Here is a 24,138-nt window from a genome sequence, read left to right as displayed (position 1 = left end):
GCTCCCTTCTGTCCGCTCGACTTGCATGTATTAGGCACGCCGCCAGCGTTCGTCCTGAGCCAGGATCAAACTCTCCGAAAAAGTTCAAAACCGAAGTTTTGTTTTTCGCCAGTTTGACTGACTACCTATGATGTATCATAGGATTTTTTTATAAAAACTCGAATTAACAGGTACGTTTTGTCTTGTTTAGTTTTCAAAGATCATCTTCGCCGTTCTTAGCGGCTTTAATAATATAACATTTCGCTTCATCTTATGTCAACAACTTTTTTCAAGTTTATTTCCCGAAGCGTTTGTGTTTGTCACTGTGTGTCAGCGACGATTAATAATATATCACGAAAACATTCTGTTGGTCAACGCCTTTTCAGAACTTTTTTTAAAATAGTTTTATCGTGCATGTCAAACCCTTGTCCTGCATACAATCAAGTAACAATCTTGGACAAGGCAGGAGTGTTTGAATTGAGTCGATTATATGTGTTGCCTATTAAACGACTGAAGCAAGTAGTCATTATTCTTGTAGCAGCCCTTGCAGCTGCAACCTTTTTTTATGTACAAAAGGCACCGCCGCTGTCGGTATTTAAAACAGAACAAGGACCCCGAGCGATTTATAAAGGAGAGACCTCATCAAAACATGCATCCCTTACGTTTAATATTGGCTGGGGAGACGAGAAGGCTGTTCCTATTTTAAATGTCCTCCGAGAGTACGATATAAAGAACGCCACTTTCTTTCTGTCTGCTTCTTGGGCTGAGCGTCACCCGGATATTGTGAAAAGGATTAAAGAGGATGGCCATCAAATTGGCAGCCTTGGCTATGCATATAAAAATTATAGCCAGCTGGAAGAAAACGAAATTAAGCGAGATCTTGTCCGTGCACAAAATACATTCCAAAAGCTTGGACTGGAAGACATTCAATTATTAAGACCGCCAACTGGGCAATTTAATGAAACGGTATTGAAAATTGCAACACAGTATGGCTATACCGTTGTCCATTACAGCATCAATTCTCAAGATTGGCTGAACCCGGGCGTCGACCAGATTGTTCATAATGTAAATGATCGAATGAAAAGCGGAGACATCATTCTCCTTCACGCCTCAGATTCAGCCACCCAAACCGCTCAAGCCTTACCAGCTATTTTAAAACACTTAAAAGATAAGAATTTAAGAAACGTCACGGTTGGCGAACTTATCTCTAATACAAAAACAAAGTCAACTGAGGTTAAGTAGCTTTTGCTTTTGAAAACCGCGGCATAGCTAATAACTGAAACGCATTACAACCTAATAGCGGGAATAGCATTAAATACAGCCAGTCCTCTTCATTGACTCTAAGCGCCGGAAACCATTCTAACGAAGTGATGACGACCATGAGAAACATTGCAGAAATAAATGTTTTCTTAGAGGACTGCTGCTGTTTAAAATAAGACACGATCAATGCAAACACACCGATAAAAACAGGCAGCCACAAGTATGGAAGAAATGATTCATTCTCCCCGAAAAACAAAAACCGCAAATAAGCTAAATCAAACAGCACGAAAATCACAAGGAATAACTGAATGGTATTCCATAAAGAATGCGACCTGAAAATCTCCAGCGCAAACCGGTGCACTGTCAAAAAGACAACAAACCCCATCTGACTGATTACACTAAAGATCATCCCCACACCAATAAACCAAAATAACACAGACGCAATCTCTAAAATCTCAAACGATACAAACAGCTTCTGATATTTCCCCCACTCCAGCGCAAAACCTACCACGCTTGTAATGACCGCTCCAACAGCCAGCACAGAGAAGAAAAAACGAACTAAATCCCGACTTTTCATTGAATTGACCCAACCCCTATTTTTGTTATGTATAAATTCACGTGAAACATTCATATTAAAAGTAAGACATGTAACGAAAGGAGCCACAGTATGTCAAAAGGCATCTTGCGTATAATGAGCTGTTTTCTTCTTTTATCTCTAACAGCTTGTGCTCCCAAAACCCAATCCTCATCTAATATGGACTATGACGAAACGAAAAAAATGGTCGTCGATATTTTGAAAACAGATGACGGTAAAAAGGCCATTCAACAGTTATTAAATGACGAGGCAATGAATGAAGCTTTGGTAATGGATGAACAAACTGTGAAAAAAACAATAGAGAAAACACTGACTTCTGATAAAGGCAAAGAGTTCTGGAAGAAGGTCTTTGAGGATTCTAAATTTGCCGAGACTTTCGCAAAATCCATGCAGCAACAGCATGAAAAGATGTTAAAACAATTGATGAAGGACCCTGACTATCAACAAATGATGATGGATATTCTCAAGGATCCTGAAATGGAAAAGAAATACGGTGAACTGGTCAAAAGCAAAGAGTTCCGAAAACACTTAGAGAAAGTCATCACAGAAACATTAAGCAGCCCTCTCTATAAGAAGAAATTCGAAGATGAGCTAAAAAAAGCAGTCTCTGAAAGCAGCAATGATTCCGGTTCACAAGGAAGCGGCAGTTAAACATCACCCGAGTGGCACAAGGTCCACTCGGGCTTTCATTATGCTTTCACTGTTAATTGTTCAATGACTTTATTGGCAATGTGTTGATACACTTCCCCTGTCGGATGACTCGCATCATAGACAGAAGGTGCAAAATCGTCCTCATTCCAATCAGGCTGTCTTAAAGGGATCTGACCAAGTACTGATACGCGCAGCTCCTCCGCCAGCTTGTCCCCGCCGCCCTTTCCAAAGACATATTCCTTCTCACCTGTTTTTTTGCTTTCATAGTAACTCATATTCTCAACGACCCCTAACACCTCGTGATCTGTTTGCAGTGCCATTGCGCCTGCTCTAGCAGCAACGAAAGCGGCTGTTGGGTGCGGTGTCGTCACAATGATTTCTTTACAGCTCGGAAGCATCGTATGAATATCAAGTGCCACATCACCTGTTCCAGGCGGAAGGTCTAATAGTAAGTAATCTAATTCTCCCCACTCTACTTCGTGGAAGAAGTTATTTAGCATTTTACCAAGCATCGGTCCTCTCCAAATGACCGGTGCGTTTTCTTCAACAAAAAAGCCCATTGAAATCACTTTGACGCCAAAGCGTTCCACAGGAATAATTTTTTCCCCTTTAACTGTCGGTCTGACGGTGATTCCCATCATATCCGGTACACTAAAGCCGTAAATATCAGCATCGATCAGTCCCACTTTTTTCCCTAGACGAGCCAGCGCCACAGCCAGGTTAACGGAAACAGTTGATTTCCCAACTCCGCCTTTTCCACTCGCAATCGCTAAGAACACAGGCGGATTTTTAGAGTTGAGCAGGTTTTCTTCCTCATCCTGTGACGGCATAAACTTTTCAAGCGTTTCTTGAGGCAGTTCTTCAAAACGAAGTCCTACAGTGTTCGCGCCGGCTGCTTTTAAAGCTTGTACGATGTCTTGCTGCAGCTTCATCTGCTCAGCAGTGCCTGTTTTGGCAATCGCCACTTTTAAGCTCACATGCTCTTTTTCAGGCTTTAGGCTGATTTCCTTGATGGCATCCAGCTCACCAAGCGGTATATGAAGGAAAGGTTCGTCCATCTTCCCAACTAGTTTTCTCACATCATCTTGTCCGATCATAGCAGAACCTCACCCTTTATTGAATTCGTTTACAATCCAAGTATATCATACATATCCTTACAATGTCTGTCCTCTTTGCCTGCGATAAACAGGAAAAAGCCCCTTATTCAGGCGGCTCTTTTTGCTCTGTTAAATATCTTAAAATGCCTTTATAAATCGAAGCAGCAATTTGATCCTGATATTTAGGAGTCGCCAGCTGACCAGCCTCTTTTGGATTCGATAAAAATCCGATTTCGACAAGCGCTCCTGGCTTCGTGACATTTTGCATTAAATAAATCCCGTTGATTCGCTTCGCCTTGCGATCTGTGTTTTCAAGGTTGTTGCGCAATTCATCTTGAATGAACTTCGCTGCTTTTTCATTCTCTTCATACTTTCCGTAAAAGAACGTCTGTGCCCCGCTCCATTTGTTCGATGGGATCGCATTTAAATGAATGCTTAAATAGAGATCCGCTTCAGATTCATTGATGACTTTCACACGGTTTCTCAAATCCTCCGCTTTCTTTCGGGCATAACCCTTTGTATTCTTTGATGATAAATCAGAGTCATCCTCCCGGGTCATGAGAACAAGCGCTCCCTGCTCCTGCAAATAGTCTCTTATCTTCATGGACACATCCAGTGCAATCTCTTTTTCGAGCAACTCGCCGCCAACAGCACCGCCATCTGGACCGCCGTGACCCGGATCTAAATAGATGATCTTGCCGCTCAAAGGCAAGTTCCACGATTTCCACGAATCATCATTTAGAAACTGAAATCTGAATAAGAATAAGAGGACAATAAACCCGATTAAAAACCCTGTCCATTTCAGCTTTCTTTTCATCCCTGTCCCTCCCATACACCATTATTTTATAGATATGGGACAAGGGCTGGAAATATGCTTAGTGCAGTCGAAGCTTATGCCTTTTTTCTGATTCCCGAAAGCCTTCCTGCCACCACTTACTTAAAAATTCCTTCGCAAATGGATACAGACACGACATCTTACGCTCCATTCGGAACATATTCCCCCACGATTGCAAACACCCTGCTAGCTCCTCAACCAGCTCATCTTCTTCATGAACTGACCGCTTTTTTATATCATCGAAGGATTCACCATACTTACTCGACTCACCGTATCTCCCACCTGCTAAAAAAGCCTCAATGGCGAAATCAATACAGCCATCACTCATAATCCCAGCTGGATCATCTGCAAATGGGAACAACTTCCTCGTGAATTTCTCGGAAGCGACCGTCACCTGTTGAAGAGACAATGTACGCAACAGCTTCTTTTCAAGCGTGACATCTCGCTTTGTTTTCAATTGATAAAATGAAAGAACTTCTGCCATGGACTGAACTCCTTTTTTTCTTTGTATTGTTCGTTGGTTTGAACAAAACATGCAGTTCAGTAAATGGAAATGATGAAATAAGTGGTGGAAATGGGATCTTGTGATAAAATGGGTTTTTATATAGAAAGAATGATAAAGGAGCAAAACAAATGAAAAAGTGGATGTATATCCTACTACTAATGACAGTCATTCTATCCGCTTGCAGTAGTCAAGCCAGCGAGAAAGAGAGTGACATGAAAGGAATAGAAGACATTTCCTTAAAACAGCTTTCTAAGCACAAAAATTCTTATATTGGAGACAACGGAGCAGTCGGCGCTATTTTATCAGATCTTCCAGGTAACGTGATTCGCGAGTATGAAATCGTAGATGAAAAAGCGCTAAAAGTGACATACGGCGTGAAAGAAAATACCAATGATACAGAAGAACAATTTGATGCATTTTGGTTTGATAAGAAGGATACCATTGAAAAAAACTACTTATATAATGCATTGGCACTTTTTATTCTTATCGATAACGTGGAGCAAGTGACACTCAAGATGAACGCTAAAGACGAGCCATCCGTCACGTTTAAAAGAAAACAGCTACAAAAAAAGCTGCCTCACTCTTTTAAAGTGTACAAAGACGATACAGCGCTTTGGCAAAAGGAACTGGTTGATGGAGTTGTGAAGTCAAAAGATAAACGTCTAGATGTATACAATGCGTTTCCCATCAAGAAATAATAAAAACAGAGGGCGTCACCCTCTGTTTTTTGATAATTATGTAGTAAAAGCTTGAATCAATCGTTGTCGAAAGTTTTGATCTGCTACTACGGTAAGTATAAATTCATCGAACACTTCCCCCATCCAGTGAGAATTCTCCGCTTTCAGGTCATTGATGAATAGAGAAATCGATATAGTTGATGTATCCGTTTTTCGATATAAAGCAGCAGTGACAACAAACAACGTCGATCCCCCTTTATACCAAATATATTGATCTGTTTCCGTCTTCAATATTTCTCCCAGCACAATTTGGCTAAAAAGACGCTTTTCTTCTGTTGTTAACAGCTCATCCTGTAGACGTTTCATAAAATGTGCATATTGATTCGTTGTAGACCTTGTCATCTTTTGCGTCAGTAAAGATTGAATACGCAAGCTTAACAAGTTCTTTTTCATCAATTTTTCTTCTAACGCCTTTTTATGCTCCGGGTCATTTTTCATGATATGAAAAATCTCAATCATCAGAGATTTGTATTGTTCATCAGTTACATCGCTTATTTGCTTTAATGCATCCTGCTCATGATCAGATACATAGGCTGGCCACAACACCTTGGGTGTCAGCGGCATGAGTTCATCATGTTCTGTAAGACCTGCTTGTTTCATCTGATCATTGATCTTCTCTAAGCCCAGCAGGTCAATCAAATAATCAGTACAAGCATTCGAACTAAATTGCATCATCCCTTTGGCAACATCTAATAAAGTTGCATGCTCAGAAAAATCGTTGACCTCCAGCCAGTATGTGTGAGCACCGCCATCGGTTCTATCAATATAAAACCGCTCTATATCAGACAATGTCACTTTTTCATCTAACTTGATTTCATCGCTGGATACAGCTTTAACAAAATGAAACAAAACCATTAATTTCATCGTACTTGCAAGTGGTGTTTTTTGATCACCATTCCAATCTAATACCACATCTTCATTTTCAATAATTGTTACTGATACGCCCTTTTTGTTTTTCGTGACAAATGCCAAAAGATCCTCTTTTGTTTTCTTCAAATGTTTCTCCTTTCCAAACCACTATAGATTCTCGTCTCCAATATAACAAATATTTAAAACAAAGGCACAAAAAAGCAAAGGGCTGTGAATACCTTTGCTTCTTGGTGTGTTTATTTACGAAGAAGATGCAGTTTCATCCCATCATGTGTAGCTTTAAATCCCAACTTTTCGTAAAGACGGCGTGCTTCTGGCCTCTGTTTGTCTGTTGTCAGCTGAATCATATGACACCCGCGGCTACTTGCGCGTTGAATAGCCCGTTTGATCAACAATGTGCCAATTCCTCTTCCTCTATGAGTCGAGGCTGTACGAACTCCTTCTATTGAAGCTCTCCATCCTCCTTGATACGTTAGAAATGGAGTCATTGTTAATTGGAGAACACCGACTACCTCTTCCCGATCACAAGCGACGATTAGTTCAATATTGGGATCCGCTTCGATCGAATGAAAGGCATTGAGGTAGCTTTCTAATAATGGACGAGTGTAGCGTTCTCTCTTTTGGCCTAATTTATATCTGAAAGCATCAAAACGATGTTGTCGAGGTCTCCTTGGACGGCTGCCCTAAATGTCAATTGATTCAGATTCAATGAACACACCTCCTATCACGGAATGGAAGCCTTTATTCATTTGCCAAAATACCAATTGATAGCGTTCTCATATAAAATTTTATCCGCCGCTTCCTCATCAAACATCTGTTGAATCAATTCAATATCACCGTATTCAAATGGCCGTTTCGCCCTTGTAGATGGAAGATCTGTACCAAACATCAGTGCATCAGGATTCGTTTGATAAATAGACGTCAATGCATGTTCAACCTTTAAATCAACACGCCCAAAGCCAGTCGCTTTCACACGAACACCTTTTTCAACCAGCTTGAGCAAATGCGGCAAACCTTCTTCAGATAAGCCTAGATGATCAACGGAAACGGCCGGCAGCTGTTCAAGCGTTGATGAGATGTCAGGGAGATGCTTAGCGTCTATGTAAATCTCACTATGCCACCCAGCCAGCTCATACACCCTTCTCGCAAAATAGTCGAGCTTTGAAATATCCTCCGAACCGCCCCGCTTCACATTAAAACGTAAAGCCTTTACCCCTTGTTGATTCAATTGAACAATCTCATCATCAGTTGCTGTAAAAGGTAATTGAGTCACACCGCAAAAAGCCGGTCCCATTTCATCTAGTGCTTTCAACAAATAGCCTTGATCAAAGCCCTGAAATGACCCTGATACAATCGCTCCACCTACAATCCCTAAATCAGCCGTCTCTCTCCTATAATCATTCACCACATAACTCGGCGGTGTATATCCTTGGTTTTCTTGAATGGGAAAATCAAAATCAATGTTATGAAAATGTGCATCAAAGATCCTCATGCCCGCGCCCCTCTTCTGCTTATTTGACCTGATTATATCAATTAAAAAAGCCAGAGAATATTCGGGATGATGAATCACTTCATATTATAAAAACTTATTAATCCTTCTTTACAAACCATTCCTCTTGTAAGATGGCATAGTAAAACTCATCCCACCACTCATTTTCTTGTGGGATACACTGTTTAAAATATCCTTCTCTCCTCATCCCCATTTTCTCCATCACTCTCCATGACGGCACATTTTCAGGCTGACAAGTGGCAATAATTCGATGTAAATTCATTGTGTGAAAACCATGATGTAGGACAGCATACGCCGCTTCTGATGCATAGCCTTTGTTTTGATATGCAGAATTGAAGACCCAGCCAATTTCATATGTGTGCTCACCAAAGTAAGGATGAAACACGATATGCCCGATGCATGTATGATCTTCTTTTAATAGAACAGCAAAATTCTTGCCCGTCTCAAGACGATTATTTTTGACAAATTGCTGCGCCTCTTCTCTAGAAAAAACACCTTCTGGCATATACCTCATCACCACCGGATCAGATGTATATGCATAGACATCCTGCCAATCATCCTCATTAAACGGTCGAATGAGACATCTTTCTGTTGTTAGATTCATAAATGCCATCCCCCTTTAACATCATTTTTTAAACAGAAACCTGACTATGATCCTATTTTATATGTTTCCAGACAGAAAAAAACACAAATAAAAAAGCACCAGCAGGATGCTGATGCTTTTCATATAGGGTTTGTCTGTACAAACCCTTGTAAAACGTCCATACAATATAATATTGATTAACGTTTTGAGAAATATACATCTATGATTGATGGATACTCAATCAATCTCGCCCCCTTTATATCAACATTACAATGTTTAAAAAGTGGATATAGATGATTAAAAATGGACTTGAATAGATATCATTTGCACCGATTTGCACCATTTAAATAGATGTTAGTTGAATACGATATTAATTCTTTTATTCGATTATTTCTAATGGCGGTAGGCTATTAACTAAATCAACTGTTTGAACTGAAACGTTAATAATTCTTAGTAATAAATTGAAAATATACTTTTCATCATCTGAATATTCGTTAGGATCATCTGTGATACCTGAAGCTTTATCTGTCTTTACTTGATATTGTTCCATAATCCACTGAATTGCAGGTTTCCCATTGACTACATAATCATAGGCTTTATCTGGTATGTTTTCGATAGTTATTTCATTATTAAAAATAATTGTATCTGTTATACCTTTTTTAGGATGTCTCATTTTAGTGACTCTAAAAGTAGGATTATTTTTATAGGTAATGTTTAATCCCTTAAATTCTTCTATATTCTCATAGTTTAAGTGTAACTCAGCAAGCTTTTCTCCAATAGAAACAAATGCATCCTTGTTTTTCAATATTGGGATACGCGGAAAATCTTTGTTTAAATCACTTGAGTATTTTTTGCGATATTCATTAGAGTGTAAGACGCCATAAACATAGTACAAGATTTCATCATCACTTAATTTTAATTTTTCTTTAATATTTTCTGTAATATTAAAGGAGTTACTGAATAAATCCTCATTATGATTTTTGTTTTTTAACATGAATCCAGAACCAGTATCCATAAGATGGAAATTAGGGACGTTATTAATCATTAATGCAGAGAAATCCCGAGAAGATCCAATACCTGTAACATAAATTATCTTATTCTCTACCTCTAAAATATCTTTATAGCGTCCTGGCATCTCCACAACATTTTTATCATAAAATAACCATTTTTTCGTAAATGGACGATATTGACTTTTTATTAGATTTTTAGTGTCAACAGAAATTTCTTTTCCTTTAATAAATAAATTTTTGAGTCCTCTTGTCCATTTAATATAATTTCCTGAAAGATTACGTGCTTCAAGTTTTTTTTCAACATCAGTTATTGATGACAACCGCTTCACTTCATTATTATAATTTTCTACCATTGCCAGTGTATTTCTCATAACATGTGATTTATTAAAACCATATACCCAAAAATCTCTTGCTGTATTAACCCCAACCATTTTAGTATGGAATACTTCACCATCCATTGCCAAAAATTTCAGGTAGTTTCCATCTCTATGATTAATCCAATCGTTATTTGAATCAATATTAATTTTTCCCCAATTCATCTTTTCAATTGATGCATATTCTTTAATAATGCTTAGTTTCTGTTCACGTGATAAATAATCTCCGATATCATGATAATAAATTTGATGATTATCAGAGCCGTCTTTAATTAATAAGGTAATTGCAATTGGCGTTCGACTACCAGAACCAAAAACTTTTCCTCCTTCTTTTCTCGACTCTTCACCAAGAGTCCTTTGATCTCCTCGCAAATTAAATATATAAATGTAATTGAACTCGTCATTTAAACATTTACGTAAGCCATCGGTACTTTGACCATCAATAAAAGAACCATTTGTAACAAAACCTATCACGCCTTTATCTTTTATTCGATCACTGGACCATCTAAAGGCTTGAATATACATATCATATAACGATCTTTTCAGAACTGCTTTACTATGTTTAGCGTAACTATTATCAATGGATTCTTTTAACGTTGGATATGAGACATTTTGATTATCATCATTTGCACTTGCTTGTCCGACTGAATAAGGTGGATTTCCAATAATAACAAAAATAGGATTCCCCTGCTGCCTCTTTAATCGCTCATTATTCTCATCGAATAATTCACTCATAAATGAATCTTTTGTTTCAGTACTTTGAAAAGTATCCGTTAATACAATTCCTTCAAATGGAACATAATCTCCTCCATATAAACTATGAAAAGTTTCTTCAATATTAATAGCCGCAATATAGTAACTTAATAACACAATTTCATTCGCATGAATTTCTTGCGTGTACTTCCTTAACAGGTCTTCTTTAGGTATCAATTCACTTTGAAGTAATCTAGTAATAAATGTACCTGTTCCAGTGAACGGATCAAGTACATGAACTCCTTTGCTAGCTAATGATTTGTTAAAGTATTTATTTAAGACATCATCTACTGAATGTATAATGAAATCCACTACTTCTGTCGGCGTAAAGACAATTCCTAACCGTTCTGTCGTTTCTTTAAATCCAACTTTGAAAAACTTATCATACAGTTGAATAATAATATCTTGTTTAGCTTTTAAGTTATCAATGTCTGCCGCACGAACACGAACACTTTCATAAAATGACTCTAATTTTTCTTGTTCTTTCATTAAACCTTGTTCATCTAAAATTGATAAAATTGTATCCATTGATTTTGAAACAGGATTATTATTTACAAAACTATATGAATCAAACAATGCTTCAAAAACAGGTTTTGTAATTAAATGTTGTGCTAACATTTCAATTGCTTGTTCCGCACTTATTGAATCATTAATATTATAATGCAAACTTTCTATAAACTTCTGAAACTCTTTATAAATGTTGCTTTGTTTATCTTCTAATATGATACGGATACGCATCATATGTTTTTGTGCAATTCCCGCTACATCTTTAGACCAATCTTCCCAGTAACGAACATTTCCTACTCTTTGAACAATTCTACCGTAAATCGCTTTTTCTAAGTCTGTAAAATCTTCTTCATTTAACATAAATGCTAATTGTTCTGATGGTGTTTGGTCTAATTCACCCTTTTCTGGTGCATCACCGACACCAATTATTTGAATTTGACCTGGTTTTTTCTTATTTAATTCTAATTTATTAATTGTTGCATCAAATCGTTCATCTAACGATCTTAGTGCATTTAATACTTCCCATACCGCACGATATTTCTCATTATTATCTAATGCTGAGTTTGCGTCTATGCCGGCAGGTACACCCACTGGTAAAATAACATATCCGTAATCTTTACCATCTGACTTACGCATCACACGGCCTACCGCTTGAGCAATATCAATTTTTGAACGCCGTGGCTTTAAAAACATAACTGCATCTAAATCTGGTACATCAACACCTTCTGTTAGAAAACGTGCATTTGATAATATTCTACAAGTATTCGATGGCACATCATCTTTTAGCCACGATATTTTTTTATTTTTCTCTAAAGCATTCATTGAACCATCGGCATGGTCAATTTCAATTTTATATTGATGTTCATGTTCATCAACATCTTGATATAAATATTCATTAACGACATGATTAAACATATCTTTAATTAATTTTGAATCTTTTATCGTTCCAGTGAACGCAATCGCTCGTTTCATCGGAGGTCCTAATGTTTTATCTGAATCACTTTGTCTACGGACTAAACCATTCCAACAACCAACTATTTTGGTTATGTCATCAAACTCTAATTCGGAATTATCCTTCGCTAACATATACTGGAATCTTCTGCTTATCATTTCTTCATCAACGGCTAGAACCATCACTTTATAATCCGTTAAAACTCCTTGTCTTATCGCTTCACCAAACCCTATACGGTAAAATTCTTCGCCATATAACTCTGGATTATCCATGTCAGCAATAACAACTGATAATTCTTCTGCTCTTTGCATAGCTTTATCACCGTAAACACGTGGCGTAGCAGTTTGATAAAGTCTTTTAGCCGCTTTTATATAATCATCATAGTGAACTTTGGTAAAATGACTTAATTCATTCCCTAGTTCAGTTGCCCCCGTAGTTCTATGTGCTTCATCACAAATAATTAAATCAAACTCATAAAAACCATGTTTTTGAGCTTCACTTATTACATCAATAGATTGATATGTCGAAAACACAGTCAAAAAATTCCCTTTTTCAGTACTATTCTCTATTATTTCTTGGTAACTAAGTAATTTTTCATAATTCGTAGTAGCTGGAAATCCAATGTCTGCCACTGCTATATCAGCTACATCCATATCTTCTGATTGTTTTTTAGTTTCTGTCTTGGTCACTTTTGTATCAGAACACACAGCAATAGAGTCCATAATAAAATTAGTATCCGATGTCCATGACTTTAATGTTTGTGACAATAATTGAATACTCGGTACTAAATAAAGAACTTTAAATACACCCTGCTTTTTCTTCGCTAATTCTTCCGCGATAGCCATTGATGTAAATGTCTTTCCGGTTCCCGGTGCCATTATTAATTTTCCACGATCTTCTTTTTCTAATCCTTTAACAACTGCTTCAATTGCTGGTTTCTGGTGTGGTCTAGGTGTTTTTTTATCTTCTAGTTTAACTTCTTCTGGTTGCTCAGGACAAAACGTTGACCAATCAACTTGACTATCTTTTAATTGTTCTAAAGAAATTCTTTGAATATCTTTATCACGATATTTCAAAGCATCTTCGGCATGCTTACTCCATTTATCAGTTGAAGCAATAATGATACCTTTTGAATAGTAACTTTTACCAACTTCATTTAAATATGAATCTATATGCGACTTTTGAATCGTAGTACCTTCTGAATAATATTTACATTGAATAGCTACTAAATCACCTGTATCACGTTCTCTAGCAACTAAATCTACTCCTGTATCAGTTTTAGGTATACCATAGTTTTCAGGAACTTCATTCAACATCCATACTTTATCAAACAAACGTTTATACATTGGTTCATTCTCAAAGTATGTTTTTGATAACAACTCAAATAAAGTACCACGATCTCTTTGTGTTTGGTATTCTCCATCCATTTCTTTAACAAATGATATAAAGCTTTTACTACTTTTTATACCCACTTAATTTAACCCCCTCTATATACTTACTCATTGATTAATCTTCTCTAAAACCTGTAATTATAAATTGTTTAACTCCAGTATATCTAAATAAATTAGCAGTGTCAGTACAAGGAAAACCAGCAGTGAATTCCTGCTTGTTCAGCTTGATTAAATAGATTTCGTTTAATTTTCAAGAATTTTTGATTTCATTAATAACGCTATCCTTCAAGTACTTTTTTCTATCAATTCTGAAACCTATTGGACCTTCATCATCTTCAATCATTTCAAGTGGATCAGCATAACCGTAAATAAGTTCTCCATTTAATGCCCATTGTTCTATATCCATTTGTAATTTCTTTTTATCAATTAAATCATCAATAAGTGCATCAATAAAATACCCTCTAACTTTCTCTTTATCTTCTTCAGTTATTTCAGGAAATTTATTTTCTTTTTTAAGTTCATACTCAGTTATAATAACTCTTTTATCATAAATACTCTTAGGAACTTCATCATCCGACCATCCCATAAGAACTTTATTTAAATTAACCCACTCATAATCAATCATTGTTTTTCGATTACTATTAAACTGATTGTTAAGTTGTACTGACCTGAATTCAATAATTTCTTCTACAAAATCTAATCGATATGTTCTATTTTTATTTCCACCTCTTAATTTCTTATCGTATATAGATATATCTTTTCCCTCGTCTTCTTTTTTATCATAAAACTGTTTAACATAACTACGCCATGTTTCTTCGCTTATCAAATGGTCATTTTTGTCTTTTCCTTGAAATGTGTAATTAAACCTATAATCTATTAAATCTAATATTTCATTTTTGCTCAAATAAATTTCATTTTCGACTTTTTCATCCATATTATCTACCCCCTCTCAATATTAATTGCATTATACCTTAAACGAAAAAGAAATAACGATAAATAAACCAATAAACAGCCACTTTAAAAGGTATTACAATGGATAACGAATTATATTATAGTGAGTTCAAGGCTAAAGAAATACTGACAAAAGCCTATAAAACAATGAAAGGAGGAGATTGTCTTGCGCTATCAAATTAATCACCCAAACTTAGACGTTCAAAAATGGTCAAATACTGATGTTGCAAATCTCGATAACCTTATCAAAGAACTTTCATACGATGAAGTTATGTTCCGAACTAGTATTAGTTCATTAGAATCTAACAATGAACTTAAGGTTTTAAATCTAGGTAGATTCCGACTTGATATTGAAAACTTCTCGGAAATTGATCCTACTATTAAAATTCTTAAGGAAGCACTAAAAACACAAACTGACAAAAAATAATTTTAAAAGAAAGAGGTTTTGCACTATGCCGATCGCAAATGCATGGGTATTCACAGAAACTAAATTCAAAGCAGAAGAGTTTTTAAAAAACACGGGAAATATGTACAGGTTGGTTTCCCAACGACCATACGTAAGTAAAAAAGATCCAACTGAAAAAGGCATTACCTTAAGATTATTAATCACCAAAGACGATACTGATTACGGTTCCGATAAGAAAACTGGTCTTAAGCGAGATAGTAATACTCTAAATAACTTCGATGTGACGATCTTGAATGGTAACGAGCATATTAATGTTCAAAAAGGCGAATATGTAAGATTAATTGATTTTCTTCATGAGAAATCTTTTGTAATAGGTTTTGACGTGGTGCTTCGATTTAGAGACGTGGAAAAAATCAATGTTCAAACAAAGTAAATTAAGAACACAAAGACAACAGAACGGGATCGTCATATATAGTACGTGCTTTACACTTGCTGTGCTAGTCTTTTTAGTAAATATTATCAGCTCCCAACTCAAGTTGGGAGTTGTTTTTACAGAGCACGTTAACAAGTTATTTATCGGATTTTTAATAGTAATATTTACGATCCAAATAGTCACATGGATAATTCGCAACAAGGCTTATAAAGGCATGAAGCACGCAATATATCATTATCTTACTGTCCTGAAATTAAGAAAGTCGTTCCTAGATGCTAATTACTTCAACAAAAGATTTTACTTTAACACCGAAATAGCACACCTGCCAAAAATTAAATTGCAGTTTAGCACCAACTTTTCAAAAGCTATATTGTTCATTGAAAACATAAATATTAACAAAGACATTGGCAATGTAAGAATTTCTTTCGCATTAAATCATTTCATTGTAGACAGAGCCTATTTATCAAATGATGAAAACTACCATATTTTTGAAATATACGATAGTAACATTGACCAGCAACTTAAATTTAATGGTCTTTGCGAATTGAAAAGACAAACTTCTCAAGTAGATGATTACACATTAATTATTGATAAGTCTATATCAATTCCTCTATATGGAACTTTGCTAGTGGGACAAACAGGATCGGGTAAAACGTATGCTCTGTACTCGCTAATTCTTCAAATGCTAATCAAAAACGTACAATACAATATTTATTTCGCTGACCCTAAAAACTCAAGCCTTGCTATTCTTGGTGAAAGAATTTCAGCAGAAAGTACTGCTACTAATATAGAGGATATTATTAAACTACTACAAAATTTCAATGAAATGATGGAAGTTAGGAAAGCAGAGATTAAAGATAAACTTAACACGAAATTAGAAGCTACCTATGCTAACTTTCAATATGAACCTTATATTTTTATCTTTGATGAATTCGCTAGTTTTCAAACTGTTTTGCAGACGATGGAAAAGAAAAAGCGTGATGAAGTAATGAAGCTGTTGTCGCAGGTTGTTTTACAAGGTAGACAATTAGGGTTTTTCTTATGGATTGTCATGCAAAAATCAGATGCTACCTTACTACCAACTAATTTACGAGAGAATATGCCTGTAAAGTTCGTTCTTGGTAATGCGGAAAAGCAAACTTACACAACGGCATTTGGTACTGGAGTAGATGTACCAGAGAAGAATTTTGCGTTGGGTCAAGGTGTCTTTACTTGTCCAATCACAGCTAATACACCGAAGATTTGTCACTTTAGTTATTTAGATTTTGACATATTAGAGGCTGTGACTCCCTTAAGAACGTGAGCGGGGGTTATGTAATAACCCCCGCTCCGCAAAACAAGAAAATCATAACTAGAGCTGATGTATCAATGTTTCATGACTTGAAAGGAGTGATAGTTTTGTTAGATGTTCAAGTCGATGAATTTACATTAGTCCTACAACCAACGAAAAGACCTAGCCAAATAGAAGGCTGGGAAGGCATGGCAATCAATATCATTAATGAATTTGGAAGACTGTCAAAATTGGAAGTTGTATTAGGCAATCTAAAAGAATCGACATATTCATTACCTCAAGGTTATTCAAATGGTTTTGTTTGCGATGATGCTCCCTATTATTTCGCAATCGCTTATCATACTGATTTCATACAGATGGGAATTTGTATAAAATTTTCTGCGCACGCATGGATGGAATACAGAAAGCAATATGAATCATTATTCGCTAGTTCGATACAGATACATCAGTTTTTCACGAACATAAACAACAGCACCTTATATACTTCCAGACTTTCGCGAATTGACATTGCAATTGATTTCATCAATGAAAAAGTGAATGTAAATACGATCTATAATCAGCTCTCTAAAAAAAATCAAATCGTGAAAACTGCTACTGGTAGAAAAAACAATTCCGTTTTATCGGCTATAACACAGAATAATATTACTTCAACTTTTTATCTGGGTTCGAAAGGAAAAAATATTAAGGCTTTATTAAGGGTCTATGATAAGAAGAAAGAACAGGTTGAAACGATGGGCGTGCGATATGAAGAAGCTATTCAGTATATTGATTGGGTACGCTTTGAAGCAGTTTATAAGGGTGCTTATGCCCATGACCTATCAGACAAGCTAGAAGACATAAGTAATGATACAGAGTTAAAAGATTTGCTAGTTTCAGCTCTAACTGATCGTTACCAATTTTATTATGACAAATCTAAAAGATTAACGACTTACACTAGAAAAATGCTTAATTTGCTTAATCAGAGAAATTTTATGTTTAGTTCCCCTTCGCCACGAATGAACTTGTTAGAACAGTCACAGAAGCATATTTTAAATGGGTCTGGATTATTTCCCTACTTATTTAAAGTTTGGCGCATTTGGGGAGATGAAGGGCTAAAGAAGTGTTTGGCATTTCTTTACGAGGAATTTGAAAACTATGAACCTAATGATGATGTCATAGCTTGGTTAAAAAAGTATTCGCCATTATATACAAAACAAGGTTATCCGTTTAAATGAGAAATTTACAAGGAGATGATGTCTTCATGAGCATTGATATGACTTCACAAGACTTCCCATATCTATTAACCAGAGAACAAGCAGCTCGTTTTCTAGGTGTAGATCCAAAATCATTTGATAAATATATACGACCGCATGAAGGACTTGGACGTTTCATGATTGGTCGGCATGAACGATACACAATGAAATCTTTAGTTCAATTTATTGAAAAACACTCGGTTTAATTTATTGGCAGTTGATAAGATGCTAGGTTCAGAATACAATACAGTTGTATTCAACTAGCATCTATCAACTATTTTTATGAAGGGAATTGATAGAATGGCTAGTATTATTAAAAGGGGAAAATCATATCGGGCGCAAGTTTCTTTATACAAACGAGGAGAACATAAGAAACTTTCTAAAACTTTTTCGACAAAGAGAGAAGCAGAGCTTTGGGCGTTAGAAATGGAATTGGCGAAAGGAGAAGGTAAAGAACTCGCTTATAGAACAACAACGTTTGCAGACTTCTTTGAAAACTGGATTTATCTTGTAAAAGTCAATGATGTTAAAGAAACTACTTTTCAAAATTATGTTCGTACTTTAGGGGTCATTCGAAACTTGTTTCAGGATATTCAATTAAAAGATTTAAATGATATTGTCCTTCAAAAGAAAATTGATGAATATGCGAAAACACACTCTCGAAAAACAACACATGAAGTGCTTCTCAAAATAAAAACATCATTACGTGATGCATATGCTCGGGGCTATATCGCAAATGATTTTGCTCGTTTAGTAAAAACACGTGGGGAAAATGCACCAAAACGGAACAGAGCTTTATCTATTACAGATTTTAAAAAGCTTCGTAATTATGTTCTAAGACATCCATACGATGAGTTTAACTTACTTGTATTACTTGCATTAGAAACGGGTATGCGGCGTGGAGAGCTATTAGCAATACGTCCAGAAAGCCTGTTTGAATACGGAATAGAAGTTAGACATTCAATCAGTCCTACTTCTGACGATACTTCATTAAAAACACAAAATGCAAAACGTGATGTTTCCATCAACAAAGAAGTATATGAGCTTATTCGTAAAATTCCTGTTAAGGAGAATGGTTATATTTTCGGCTTTGGTGGCTTTAAACAATCCGAACAATTGGCTGAGCTATTAACGGAATTAAACATTAAAAAAACGACTTTTCACGGTCTAAGAGATACCCATGCATCATTCTTATTTGCCCAAGATATAGATATTGCTTATGTTTCCAAACGATTAGGACACATCAATATTCAAACCACACAGAATTATTATCTGGAATTAATGCCAGAAAAAAAGCACCAGCAAGATGCTGATGCCTTAAATCTGTTAAGTTCTTTATAAGGTTTAAGCTGATTTGCGCCAACTTGAACCAAAAAACCCTTGTAAAACGTCCATACAATATAAAATTGATTAACGTTTTGAGAACTGAGGTGCGCGACGTGCGCCTTTAAGACCGTATTTCTTACGCTCTTTCATACGAGAGTCACGAGTAAGAAGTCCAGCACGTTTAAGTGGTGTACGGTACTCAGGATCTACTTCTAGAAGAGCACGAGAGATACCGTGACGAATTGCTCCAGCTTGACCAGAGAATCCACCACCGTGAACATTTACAAGAACATCGTAGCTGTTAGCTGTTTCTGTGATGTTCAAAGGCTGTTTCACGTCTTCGATTAAAGCAGCGAATGGAATGTATTCAGTAATTTCACGATTATTAACGACGATACGGCCTTCACCTGGAACTAAGCGAACGCGCGCTACAGAACTTTTACGACGACCTGTACCGTAATATTGAACCTGTGCCAAATTGTTAACCTCCCTTATAATTAACCGCGAAGTTCGTAAACTTCAGGTTGTTGTGCTTGATGTGGATGCTCAGAACCACGGTACACATTTAATTTTTTGAACATTTGACGACCTAGTGGACCCTTTGGAAGCATACCTTTGATAGCAAGCTCCAACATTTTTTCAGGGTAGTTTGTACGCATCTCAAGAGCAGTTCTTTGTTTCAAACCACCTGGGTGCATCGTATGACGGTAGTAAATTTTGTCCGTCAATTTCTTACCAGTTAATTCGATTTTCTCAGCATTGATGATGATCACGTGATCACCTGTATCAACGTGTGGTGTATAAGTTGGTTTGTGCTTACCGCGCAAAAGTGATGCTACTTCAGTAGAAAGACGACCTAGAGTCTTGCCTGCCGCATCAACCACTAGCCATTTGCGCTCAATTGTGCTTGCGTTCGCCATTGGTGTTGTACGCATGAGTTTCCCTCCTAAATAAATCAATGAATTTTCCTGAATCAAATGCTACGTTCTATTTCAAAACACAGATAAGTCTTCCGGGGCTTATTTGTGGGGTTGAAATACATACCATATGATATCTTATAACTTTCTGCTTCCTGTGTCAAGAACATGTTACACCTGGTTTAGTTGTCATAGAAAACTTCCCATAAATACAGTCCGTGACTGGGCGCAGTCTTGCCTGCCGCTTCGCGATTTCGGGCGGCAAGCATGGCTTTTATCTCCTCAGGGTGAAATTTACCAGAACCAATTTCAAGTAACGTTCCAGCGATAATTCGCACCATGTTGTATAAAAAGCCATTCCCTCTCACACGCATTTCAAGCCCGTCTGAGACGTTTTTCCACTCAAGGGCGTAAATCTCCCTCACCTTGTCTTGAACCTCTGTATTGGCCGCACAAAAGCTTGTGAAATCGTGTGTGCCAATGAGGTGCCCTGCGGCTTCTCTCATTTTGTCGACATCCAACGGGTAAGGATAGTGGCATGCATACTGTCTCGTGAACACATTTTGGTGCGTTTCCGTTGAGACCTTATAACGGTACTCCTTCGAAACGACACTAAAACGTGCATGAAACGATTCATCCACTTCCTCAGCCTTTAGAACCCTGATGTCATCAGGCAGGAGACTATTGAGAGCAAAAGGCCATCTTTCCATCGGGATGGCAAGCGGGGTGTCAAAATGGATGACCTGCCCCTTTGCGTGAACGCCACTGTCTGTCCGGCCAGAAGCCACAATCGGAATCAGTTCATCTTGTTTATGCATTCTAGCAAGAGCAGATTCAATCTCCGTTTGTACAGTACGCTGTCCTGGTTGCACTTGATACCCTTTAAAATGTGTCCCATCGTATGATACGGTACATTTTACTTTCATCTAGACATCACCTAATTTCTAAGCAGCACAAGGAGTGCTGTTAACAGGATGAATAGAAGCAGCGTGAACGTGTCTTTCATGCCCCAGACAAGCTGACGGTATTTCGTACGCCCTTCTCCCCCGCGGTAGCCTCTCGCTTCCATAGCGGTCGCCAATTCCTCCGCACGCTTAAACGCACTGACGAAAAGCGGGACAAGCAACGGAACAATCGCTTTTAAACGATCTTTCACGGGTCCGCTTGTAAAATCAACACCTCTTGCCATTTGGGCTTTCATGATTTTGTCTGTTTCTTCGAGTAAAGTAGGAATAAATCGAAGAGAAATTGACATCATAAGAGCAAGCTCATGAACAGGTAGCTTGATTTTACGGAAAGGATGCAGCAGCTTCTCCATACCGTCTGTCACTTCAATAGGCGTTGTGGTCAACGTCAGAAGTGTTGTCATCATGATGAGATAGACAAAACGGAGTGAAATGAAAATCCCCTGTTTTAGACCTTCTTCATAAATATTCAGAAAACCAAAGTGAAAGAGCAAAGCGCCATCCTTTGTCATGAAGATATGCAGAATAAAGGTAAACAGAACAATCCAAAGGATGGGTTTCATTCCTTTGAGAATAAAGTACAGCGGCACCTGAGACACCATCACCACAAGGATCGTAAAGACCCCTAGAAGCCCGTAAGTGATGTAGTTATTCGCAAAAAAGACAATAAAGACAAAAAAGAAAATTGATAACAGCTTTGTCCTTGGATCAAGACGATGGACAAAGGATGTACCTGGCACATATTTGCCGATAATCATACTATCCATCATGATGTCGTGTCCTCCTGATATAAAGCTGTTAAGGCTTCTGCCATTTCATCCATGGTCAGAAGCGGTCTTGGAAACGTCATCCCCAGCTTTTCTTCGACAGCCTGCTGGAATTTGATCGTTTCCGGGAGGTCCAGTCCGAAGGAAGACATGTCAGTACGATTGGCAAATAGCTCCCTCGGCGTACCTGTCGCCTTTACTGTTCCTTTGTGCATCACAATCATTTGATCCGCATAATGAGCGGCATCTTCCATACTGTGTGTCACAAGGATCGTCGTCAGGTTGGCTTTTTGATGAAGCTCATAGAACATGTCCATGATTTCTTTACGTCCGCGTGGATCTAATCCCGCAGTCGGCTCATCAAGCACAAGCACTTCTGGCTCCATCGCTAGAACACCTGCAATCGCCACACGTCTCATTTGACCACCGCTTAATTCAAAGGGTGATCGAGATAACAAGGATTCAGGAAGGCCTACAAGCTTCAGCATTTCTTTAGCCTTGGCTTCTGCCTTTTCTTTTGGAACACCGAAATTCATCGGACCAAAGCAGATATCCTTTAGAATCGTCTCCTCAAAGAGCTGATGTTCAGGAAACTGAAACACGATGCCGACCTTTTTTCGAAGGGGTTTCATATCCTTCTGTTTTTTATTGGCTTGTAAGACCGTATCTCCAAGCGCAATGCTCCCTTTTGTTGGCTTGAGCAGTCCATTTAAGTGCTGCAGCAACGTCGACTTGCCAGAACCCGTATGACCGATGACAGCCACATAGCTGCCTTCTTTGATGGAAGCATTGACATCATACAAAGCGAGACGCTCAAACGGCGTTTTCATTTGATAACGATGCTCTAATTCTTTGATCGTAATGTCCATAGCTCTTTCACCAATCCTTCTTGTGTCAAATGGGCATTTGCAAGCGGCACACCTTGCTGCTTCAATTGCTTACTCAAACGGTAGGAAAATGGCAGATCAAGTCCAATCTGAACCAGCTGTTCATCTAGTTCAAATACTTCCTCTGGTGTTCCCTCGGCAAATTTCTTCCCACCATTCATCACAATAACGCGGTCTGCCTTCGCAGCCTCGTCTAAATCATGTGTGATGGAAATGACCGTGACCGTTCCTTGTTCCTTCAGCAGTCTGACGGTTTCTAACACTTCTTCACGGCCAATCGGATCAAGCATTGATGTTGCTTCATCCAAGATCATGATGTCAGGGCTTGCGGCAAGTACACCTGCGATTGCTACTCTCTGCTTTTGCCCGCCTGATAGATGGTGCGGCTCTTGATCAAGAAACTCCTGCATATTGACCTGTTTGACAGCCCAATCTACACGCTCTATCATCAATTCCCGCTCAACCCCGTTATTTTCTAAACCAAAAGCCACATCATCACGAACCGTTGAGCCAACGAATTGGTTGTCTGGGTTTTGAAAGACCATGCCGACCTTTTTGCGAATATCCCAAACACTTTCTTCTTTCAGCTCAATCTCACCAACCTTGACCGTTCCTGCATCCGGTAAAATGAGCCCATTCAGTACACGGGCAAGTGTGGATTTACCTGAACCGTTGTGGCCAACAATGGCAAGCCATTCATTTTGATTCACATGCAATGACACTTGGTCTAAAGCGGGCTTGTCCGCATCTTTGTGATAACGAAATACAATGTCTTTTACGTCAATTAATGTCTTCTCCATCTCTACCGGACCTCCTCTCAGCTCAACCTCTACTTTGCCTATTGCTAAAAAGCCGTAGTATCTAAAAAAGGGCATAGATCCAGTTATGAACTGTCCCGCCCTTTCTTAGATACACGATATGTGATTAAACTAATTCAATGACAGCCATTGGTGCGCCATCGCCGCGACGAGGTCCAAGCTTCATGATACGAGTGTATCCACCTTGGCGATCTTCGTAGCGAGTTGCAACGTCAGCGAATAATTTTTGAAGTGCATCTTGGTTTGTTTCAGCGTTAGCTACTTCGTTACGAATGTAAGCTGCAGCTTGACGGCGAGCATGAAGATCTCCGCGTTTGCCAAGAGTGATCATTTTTTCAACTACAGAGCGAAGTTCTTTCGCACGTGTTTCAGTTGTTTCGATGCGTTCGTTGATGATCAAATCAGTCGTTAGGTCACGAAGCATTGCTTTACGTTGTGCACTAGTGCGTCCTAGCTTTCTGTATGCCATGTGATGTCCCCTCCTTAATTAGAGATGCTGTATGAATAAAAAACACACGAAAATCCTAGTTCACAAT

25 protein-coding genes, 1 rRNA gene and 1 pseudogene are annotated in these 24,138 nt (G+C 37.8%); 9 read left to right on the top strand and 18 right to left on the bottom strand.

Features of this window, described 5'->3' with window-relative positions; all coding sequences use genetic code 11:
- Positions 1 to 81 (bottom strand): 16S ribosomal RNA (locus ASG46_RS05470); the annotation flags it as partial.
- 375 nt (positions 82 to 456) lie between these two features.
- Here ASG46_RS05470 and pdaB point away from each other — a divergent pair.
- Positions 457 to 1,221 (top strand): polysaccharide deacetylase family sporulation protein PdaB, encoded by a 765-nt coding sequence (gene pdaB, locus ASG46_RS05465; protein WP_017366469.1) that lies wholly within the window; start codon positions 457 to 459, stop codon positions 1,219 to 1,221.
- Here the strand turns inward: pdaB and ASG46_RS05460 are convergent.
- Positions 1,214 to 1,816, bottom strand: a complete 603-nt coding sequence (locus tag ASG46_RS05460) for a KinB-signaling pathway activation protein (RefSeq protein ID WP_008345196.1) — start codon at positions 1,814 to 1,816, stop codon at positions 1,214 to 1,216. The genes pdaB and ASG46_RS05460 overlap by 8 nt on opposite strands.
- 90 nt (positions 1,817 to 1,906) lie before the next feature.
- Here ASG46_RS05460 and gerD point away from each other — a divergent pair, with 90 nt between their 5' ends.
- Positions 1,907 to 2,485, top strand: a complete 579-nt coding sequence (gene gerD / locus ASG46_RS05455) for a spore germination lipoprotein GerD (protein WP_007496366.1) — start codon at positions 1,907 to 1,909, stop codon at positions 2,483 to 2,485.
- A 38-nt stretch (positions 2,486 to 2,523) separates the two neighbouring features.
- On the opposite strand, the gene ASG46_RS05450 is transcribed toward gerD, so the two are convergent.
- The 3 genes from ASG46_RS05450 to ASG46_RS05440 all read right to left on the bottom strand — a co-directional run bounded on the left by ASG46_RS05450 (position 2,524) and on the right by ASG46_RS05440 (position 4,901).
- Positions 2,524 to 3,582, bottom strand: a complete 1,059-nt coding sequence (locus ASG46_RS05450) for an Mrp/NBP35 family ATP-binding protein (protein ID WP_008345199.1) — start codon at positions 3,580 to 3,582, stop codon at positions 2,524 to 2,526.
- 103 nt (positions 3,583 to 3,685) lie between these two features.
- Entirely contained in the window at positions 3,686 to 4,399 is a 714-nt protein-coding gene (gene cwlD / locus ASG46_RS05445) for an N-acetylmuramoyl-L-alanine amidase CwlD (RefSeq protein ID WP_017359175.1), read from the bottom strand.
- Positions 4,400 to 4,457: 58 nt separating this feature from the next.
- The gene (locus tag ASG46_RS05440; RefSeq protein ID WP_035389125.1) at positions 4,458 to 4,901 is read right to left on the bottom strand and encodes a YbaK family protein; all 444 of its coding nucleotides are present in this window, start codon (positions 4,899 to 4,901) and stop codon (positions 4,458 to 4,460) included.
- Positions 4,902 to 5,050: 149 nt separating this feature from the next.
- On the opposite strand from ASG46_RS05440, the gene ASG46_RS05435 reads away from it, so the two are divergent.
- On the top strand, positions 5,051 to 5,620 hold the full coding sequence (locus ASG46_RS05435) for a DUF4825 domain-containing protein (RefSeq protein ID WP_056703520.1): 570 nt from the start codon (positions 5,051 to 5,053) through the stop codon (positions 5,618 to 5,620).
- A 36-nt stretch (positions 5,621 to 5,656) separates the two neighbouring features.
- On the opposite strand, the gene ASG46_RS05430 is transcribed toward ASG46_RS05435, so the two are convergent.
- From ASG46_RS05430 to ASG46_RS05405, 6 genes and pseudogenes are all read right to left on the bottom strand, one after another.
- Positions 5,657 to 6,655 carry a serine hydrolase gene (locus tag ASG46_RS05430; RefSeq protein WP_056703517.1) on the bottom strand — a complete coding sequence of 333 codons (999 nt, stop codon included), beginning with the start codon at positions 6,653 to 6,655 and terminating at the stop codon, positions 5,657 to 5,659.
- Positions 6,656 to 6,765: 110 nt separating this feature from the next.
- Positions 6,766 to 7,238 (bottom strand): annotated as a pseudogene (locus ASG46_RS05425) (GNAT family N-acetyltransferase).
- Positions 7,239 to 7,274: 36 nt separating this feature from the next.
- Positions 7,275 to 8,021 (bottom strand): amidohydrolase family protein, encoded by a 747-nt coding sequence (locus ASG46_RS05420; protein ID WP_056703515.1) that lies wholly within the window; start codon positions 8,019 to 8,021, stop codon positions 7,275 to 7,277.
- A gap of 97 nt (positions 8,022 to 8,118) precedes the next feature.
- Positions 8,119 to 8,643: a GNAT family N-acetyltransferase gene (locus tag ASG46_RS05415; protein ID WP_056703511.1), complete on the bottom strand. Its 525-nt coding sequence runs from the start codon at positions 8,641 to 8,643 to the stop codon at positions 8,119 to 8,121.
- Positions 8,644 to 9,001: 358 nt separating this feature from the next.
- The gene (locus ASG46_RS05410) at positions 9,002 to 13,690 is read right to left on the bottom strand and encodes a DEAD/DEAH box helicase (RefSeq protein WP_327019549.1); all 4,689 of its coding nucleotides are present in this window, start codon (positions 13,688 to 13,690) and stop codon (positions 9,002 to 9,004) included.
- A gap of 169 nt (positions 13,691 to 13,859) precedes the next feature.
- Positions 13,860 to 14,543 carry a hypothetical protein gene (locus ASG46_RS05405; RefSeq protein ID WP_056703509.1) on the bottom strand — a complete coding sequence of 228 codons (684 nt, stop codon included), beginning with the start codon at positions 14,541 to 14,543 and terminating at the stop codon, positions 13,860 to 13,862.
- 183 nt (positions 14,544 to 14,726) lie between these two features.
- Here ASG46_RS05405 and ASG46_RS05400 point away from each other — a divergent pair, with 183 nt between their 5' ends.
- The 6 genes from ASG46_RS05400 to ASG46_RS05375 all read left to right on the top strand — a co-directional run bounded on the left by ASG46_RS05400 (position 14,727) and on the right by ASG46_RS05375 (position 19,263).
- The gene (locus tag ASG46_RS05400) at positions 14,727 to 14,987 is read left to right on the top strand and encodes a hypothetical protein (protein WP_056703506.1); all 261 of its coding nucleotides are present in this window, start codon (positions 14,727 to 14,729) and stop codon (positions 14,985 to 14,987) included.
- 25 nt (positions 14,988 to 15,012) lie between these two features.
- The gene (locus tag ASG46_RS05395; protein WP_056703504.1) at positions 15,013 to 15,399 is read left to right on the top strand and encodes a hypothetical protein; all 387 of its coding nucleotides are present in this window, start codon (positions 15,013 to 15,015) and stop codon (positions 15,397 to 15,399) included.
- Between the two features lie 214 nt (positions 15,400 to 15,613).
- The gene (locus ASG46_RS05390) at positions 15,614 to 16,702 is read left to right on the top strand and encodes an FtsK/SpoIIIE domain-containing protein (protein WP_200939615.1); all 1,089 of its coding nucleotides are present in this window, start codon (positions 15,614 to 15,616) and stop codon (positions 16,700 to 16,702) included.
- Between the two features lie 95 nt (positions 16,703 to 16,797).
- Entirely contained in the window at positions 16,798 to 17,904 is a 1,107-nt protein-coding gene (locus tag ASG46_RS05385; RefSeq protein WP_235562212.1) for a replication initiation factor domain-containing protein, read from the top strand.
- Positions 17,905 to 17,930: 26 nt separating this feature from the next.
- Positions 17,931 to 18,128 carry a helix-turn-helix domain-containing protein gene (locus ASG46_RS05380; RefSeq protein ID WP_056703523.1) on the top strand — a complete coding sequence of 66 codons (198 nt, stop codon included), beginning with the start codon at positions 17,931 to 17,933 and terminating at the stop codon, positions 18,126 to 18,128.
- A gap of 94 nt (positions 18,129 to 18,222) precedes the next feature.
- A complete protein-coding gene (locus ASG46_RS05375) occupies positions 18,223 to 19,263 on the top strand; it encodes a tyrosine-type recombinase/integrase (RefSeq protein WP_056703498.1) in 1,041 nt (346 codons plus the stop codon).
- A gap of 69 nt (positions 19,264 to 19,332) precedes the next feature.
- Here ASG46_RS05375 and rpsI read toward each other — a convergent pair whose 3' ends face one another.
- The 7 genes from rpsI to rplQ form a co-directional block, all read right to left on the bottom strand.
- Complete coding sequence (gene rpsI / locus ASG46_RS05370) at positions 19,333 to 19,725, bottom strand: 30S ribosomal protein S9 (protein WP_007496354.1); 393 nt, start codon at positions 19,723 to 19,725, stop codon at positions 19,333 to 19,335.
- 20 nt (positions 19,726 to 19,745) lie between these two features.
- Positions 19,746 to 20,183 (bottom strand): 50S ribosomal protein L13, encoded by a 438-nt coding sequence (gene rplM, locus ASG46_RS05365; protein WP_003217042.1) that lies wholly within the window; start codon positions 20,181 to 20,183, stop codon positions 19,746 to 19,748.
- Between the two features lie 164 nt (positions 20,184 to 20,347).
- On the bottom strand, positions 20,348 to 21,091 hold the full coding sequence (gene truA, locus ASG46_RS05360) for a tRNA pseudouridine(38-40) synthase TruA (protein ID WP_056703493.1): 744 nt from the start codon (positions 21,089 to 21,091) through the stop codon (positions 20,348 to 20,350).
- 11 nt (positions 21,092 to 21,102) lie between these two features.
- A complete protein-coding gene (locus ASG46_RS05355; protein ID WP_008345215.1) occupies positions 21,103 to 21,900 on the bottom strand; it encodes an energy-coupling factor transporter transmembrane component T family protein in 798 nt (265 codons plus the stop codon).
- Positions 21,897 to 22,766, bottom strand: coding sequence for an energy-coupling factor ABC transporter ATP-binding protein (locus ASG46_RS05350; protein WP_024718300.1), 870 nt, complete (start codon positions 22,764 to 22,766; stop codon positions 21,897 to 21,899). The genes ASG46_RS05355 and ASG46_RS05350 overlap by 4 nt, the downstream gene beginning before the upstream one ends.
- Complete coding sequence (locus ASG46_RS05345) at positions 22,742 to 23,584, bottom strand: energy-coupling factor ABC transporter ATP-binding protein (protein WP_008345218.1); 843 nt, start codon at positions 23,582 to 23,584, stop codon at positions 22,742 to 22,744. Before ASG46_RS05345 ends, ASG46_RS05350 begins: the two co-directional genes overlap by 25 nt.
- A 124-nt stretch (positions 23,585 to 23,708) precedes the next feature.
- A complete protein-coding gene (gene rplQ, locus ASG46_RS05340) occupies positions 23,709 to 24,071 on the bottom strand; it encodes a 50S ribosomal protein L17 (protein ID WP_003216944.1) in 363 nt (120 codons plus the stop codon).
- Positions 24,072 to 24,138: the final 67 nt, after the last annotated feature.

The organism is Bacillus sp. Leaf49 (assembly GCF_001426125.1).
GTDB lineage: Bacteria > Bacillota > Bacilli > Bacillales > Bacillaceae > Bacillus > Bacillus altitudinis.
Note: the sequence above shows the minus strand (reverse complement) of the source record. Positions and strands in the feature narration are given on the sequence as shown.

Coding starts and splice junctions, on each gene's coding strand:
- ASG46_RS05405 (WP_056703509.1), bottom strand. CDS start 14,543: ATGGATGAAAAAGTCGAAAATGAAATTTATTTGAGCAAAAATGAAATA.
- rplM (WP_003217042.1), bottom strand. CDS start 20,183: ATGCGTACAACACCAATGGCGAACGCAAGCACAATTGAGCGCAAATGG.
- ASG46_RS05355 (WP_008345215.1), bottom strand. CDS start 21,900: ATGATGGATAGTATGATTATCGGCAAATATGTGCCAGGTACATCCTTT.
- ASG46_RS05435 (WP_056703520.1), top strand. CDS start 5,051: ATGAAAAAGTGGATGTATATCCTACTACTAATGACAGTCATTCTATCC.
- ASG46_RS05460 (WP_008345196.1), bottom strand. CDS start 1,816: ATGAAAAGTCGGGATTTAGTTCGTTTTTTCTTCTCTGTGCTGGCTGTT.
- ASG46_RS05345 (WP_008345218.1), bottom strand. CDS start 23,584: ATGGAGAAGACATTAATTGACGTAAAAGACATTGTATTTCGTTATCAC.
- ASG46_RS05440 (WP_035389125.1), bottom strand. CDS start 4,901: ATGGCAGAAGTTCTTTCATTTTATCAATTGAAAACAAAGCGAGATGTC.
- ASG46_RS05350 (WP_024718300.1), bottom strand. CDS start 22,766: ATGGACATTACGATCAAAGAATTAGAGCATCGTTATCAAATGAAAACG.
- cwlD (WP_017359175.1), bottom strand. CDS start 4,399: ATGAAAAGAAAGCTGAAATGGACAGGGTTTTTAATCGGGTTTATTGTC.
- ASG46_RS05420 (WP_056703515.1), bottom strand. CDS start 8,021: ATGAGGATCTTTGATGCACATTTTCATAACATTGATTTTGATTTTCCC.
- rplQ (WP_003216944.1), bottom strand. CDS start 24,071: ATGGCATACAGAAAGCTAGGACGCACTAGTGCACAACGTAAAGCAATG.
- gerD (WP_007496366.1), top strand. CDS start 1,907: ATGTCAAAAGGCATCTTGCGTATAATGAGCTGTTTTCTTCTTTTATCT.
- ASG46_RS05395 (WP_056703504.1), top strand. CDS start 15,013: ATGCCGATCGCAAATGCATGGGTATTCACAGAAACTAAATTCAAAGCA.
- ASG46_RS05450 (WP_008345199.1), bottom strand. CDS start 3,582: ATGATCGGACAAGATGATGTGAGAAAACTAGTTGGGAAGATGGACGAA.
- ASG46_RS05390 (WP_200939615.1), top strand. CDS start 15,614: ATGAAGCACGCAATATATCATTATCTTACTGTCCTGAAATTAAGAAAG.
- ASG46_RS05415 (WP_056703511.1), bottom strand. CDS start 8,643: ATGAATCTAACAACAGAAAGATGTCTCATTCGACCGTTTAATGAGGAT.
- ASG46_RS05375 (WP_056703498.1), top strand. CDS start 18,223: ATGGCTAGTATTATTAAAAGGGGAAAATCATATCGGGCGCAAGTTTCT.
- ASG46_RS05380 (WP_056703523.1), top strand. CDS start 17,931: ATGAGCATTGATATGACTTCACAAGACTTCCCATATCTATTAACCAGA.
- truA (WP_056703493.1), bottom strand. CDS start 21,091: ATGAAAGTAAAATGTACCGTATCATACGATGGGACACATTTTAAAGGG.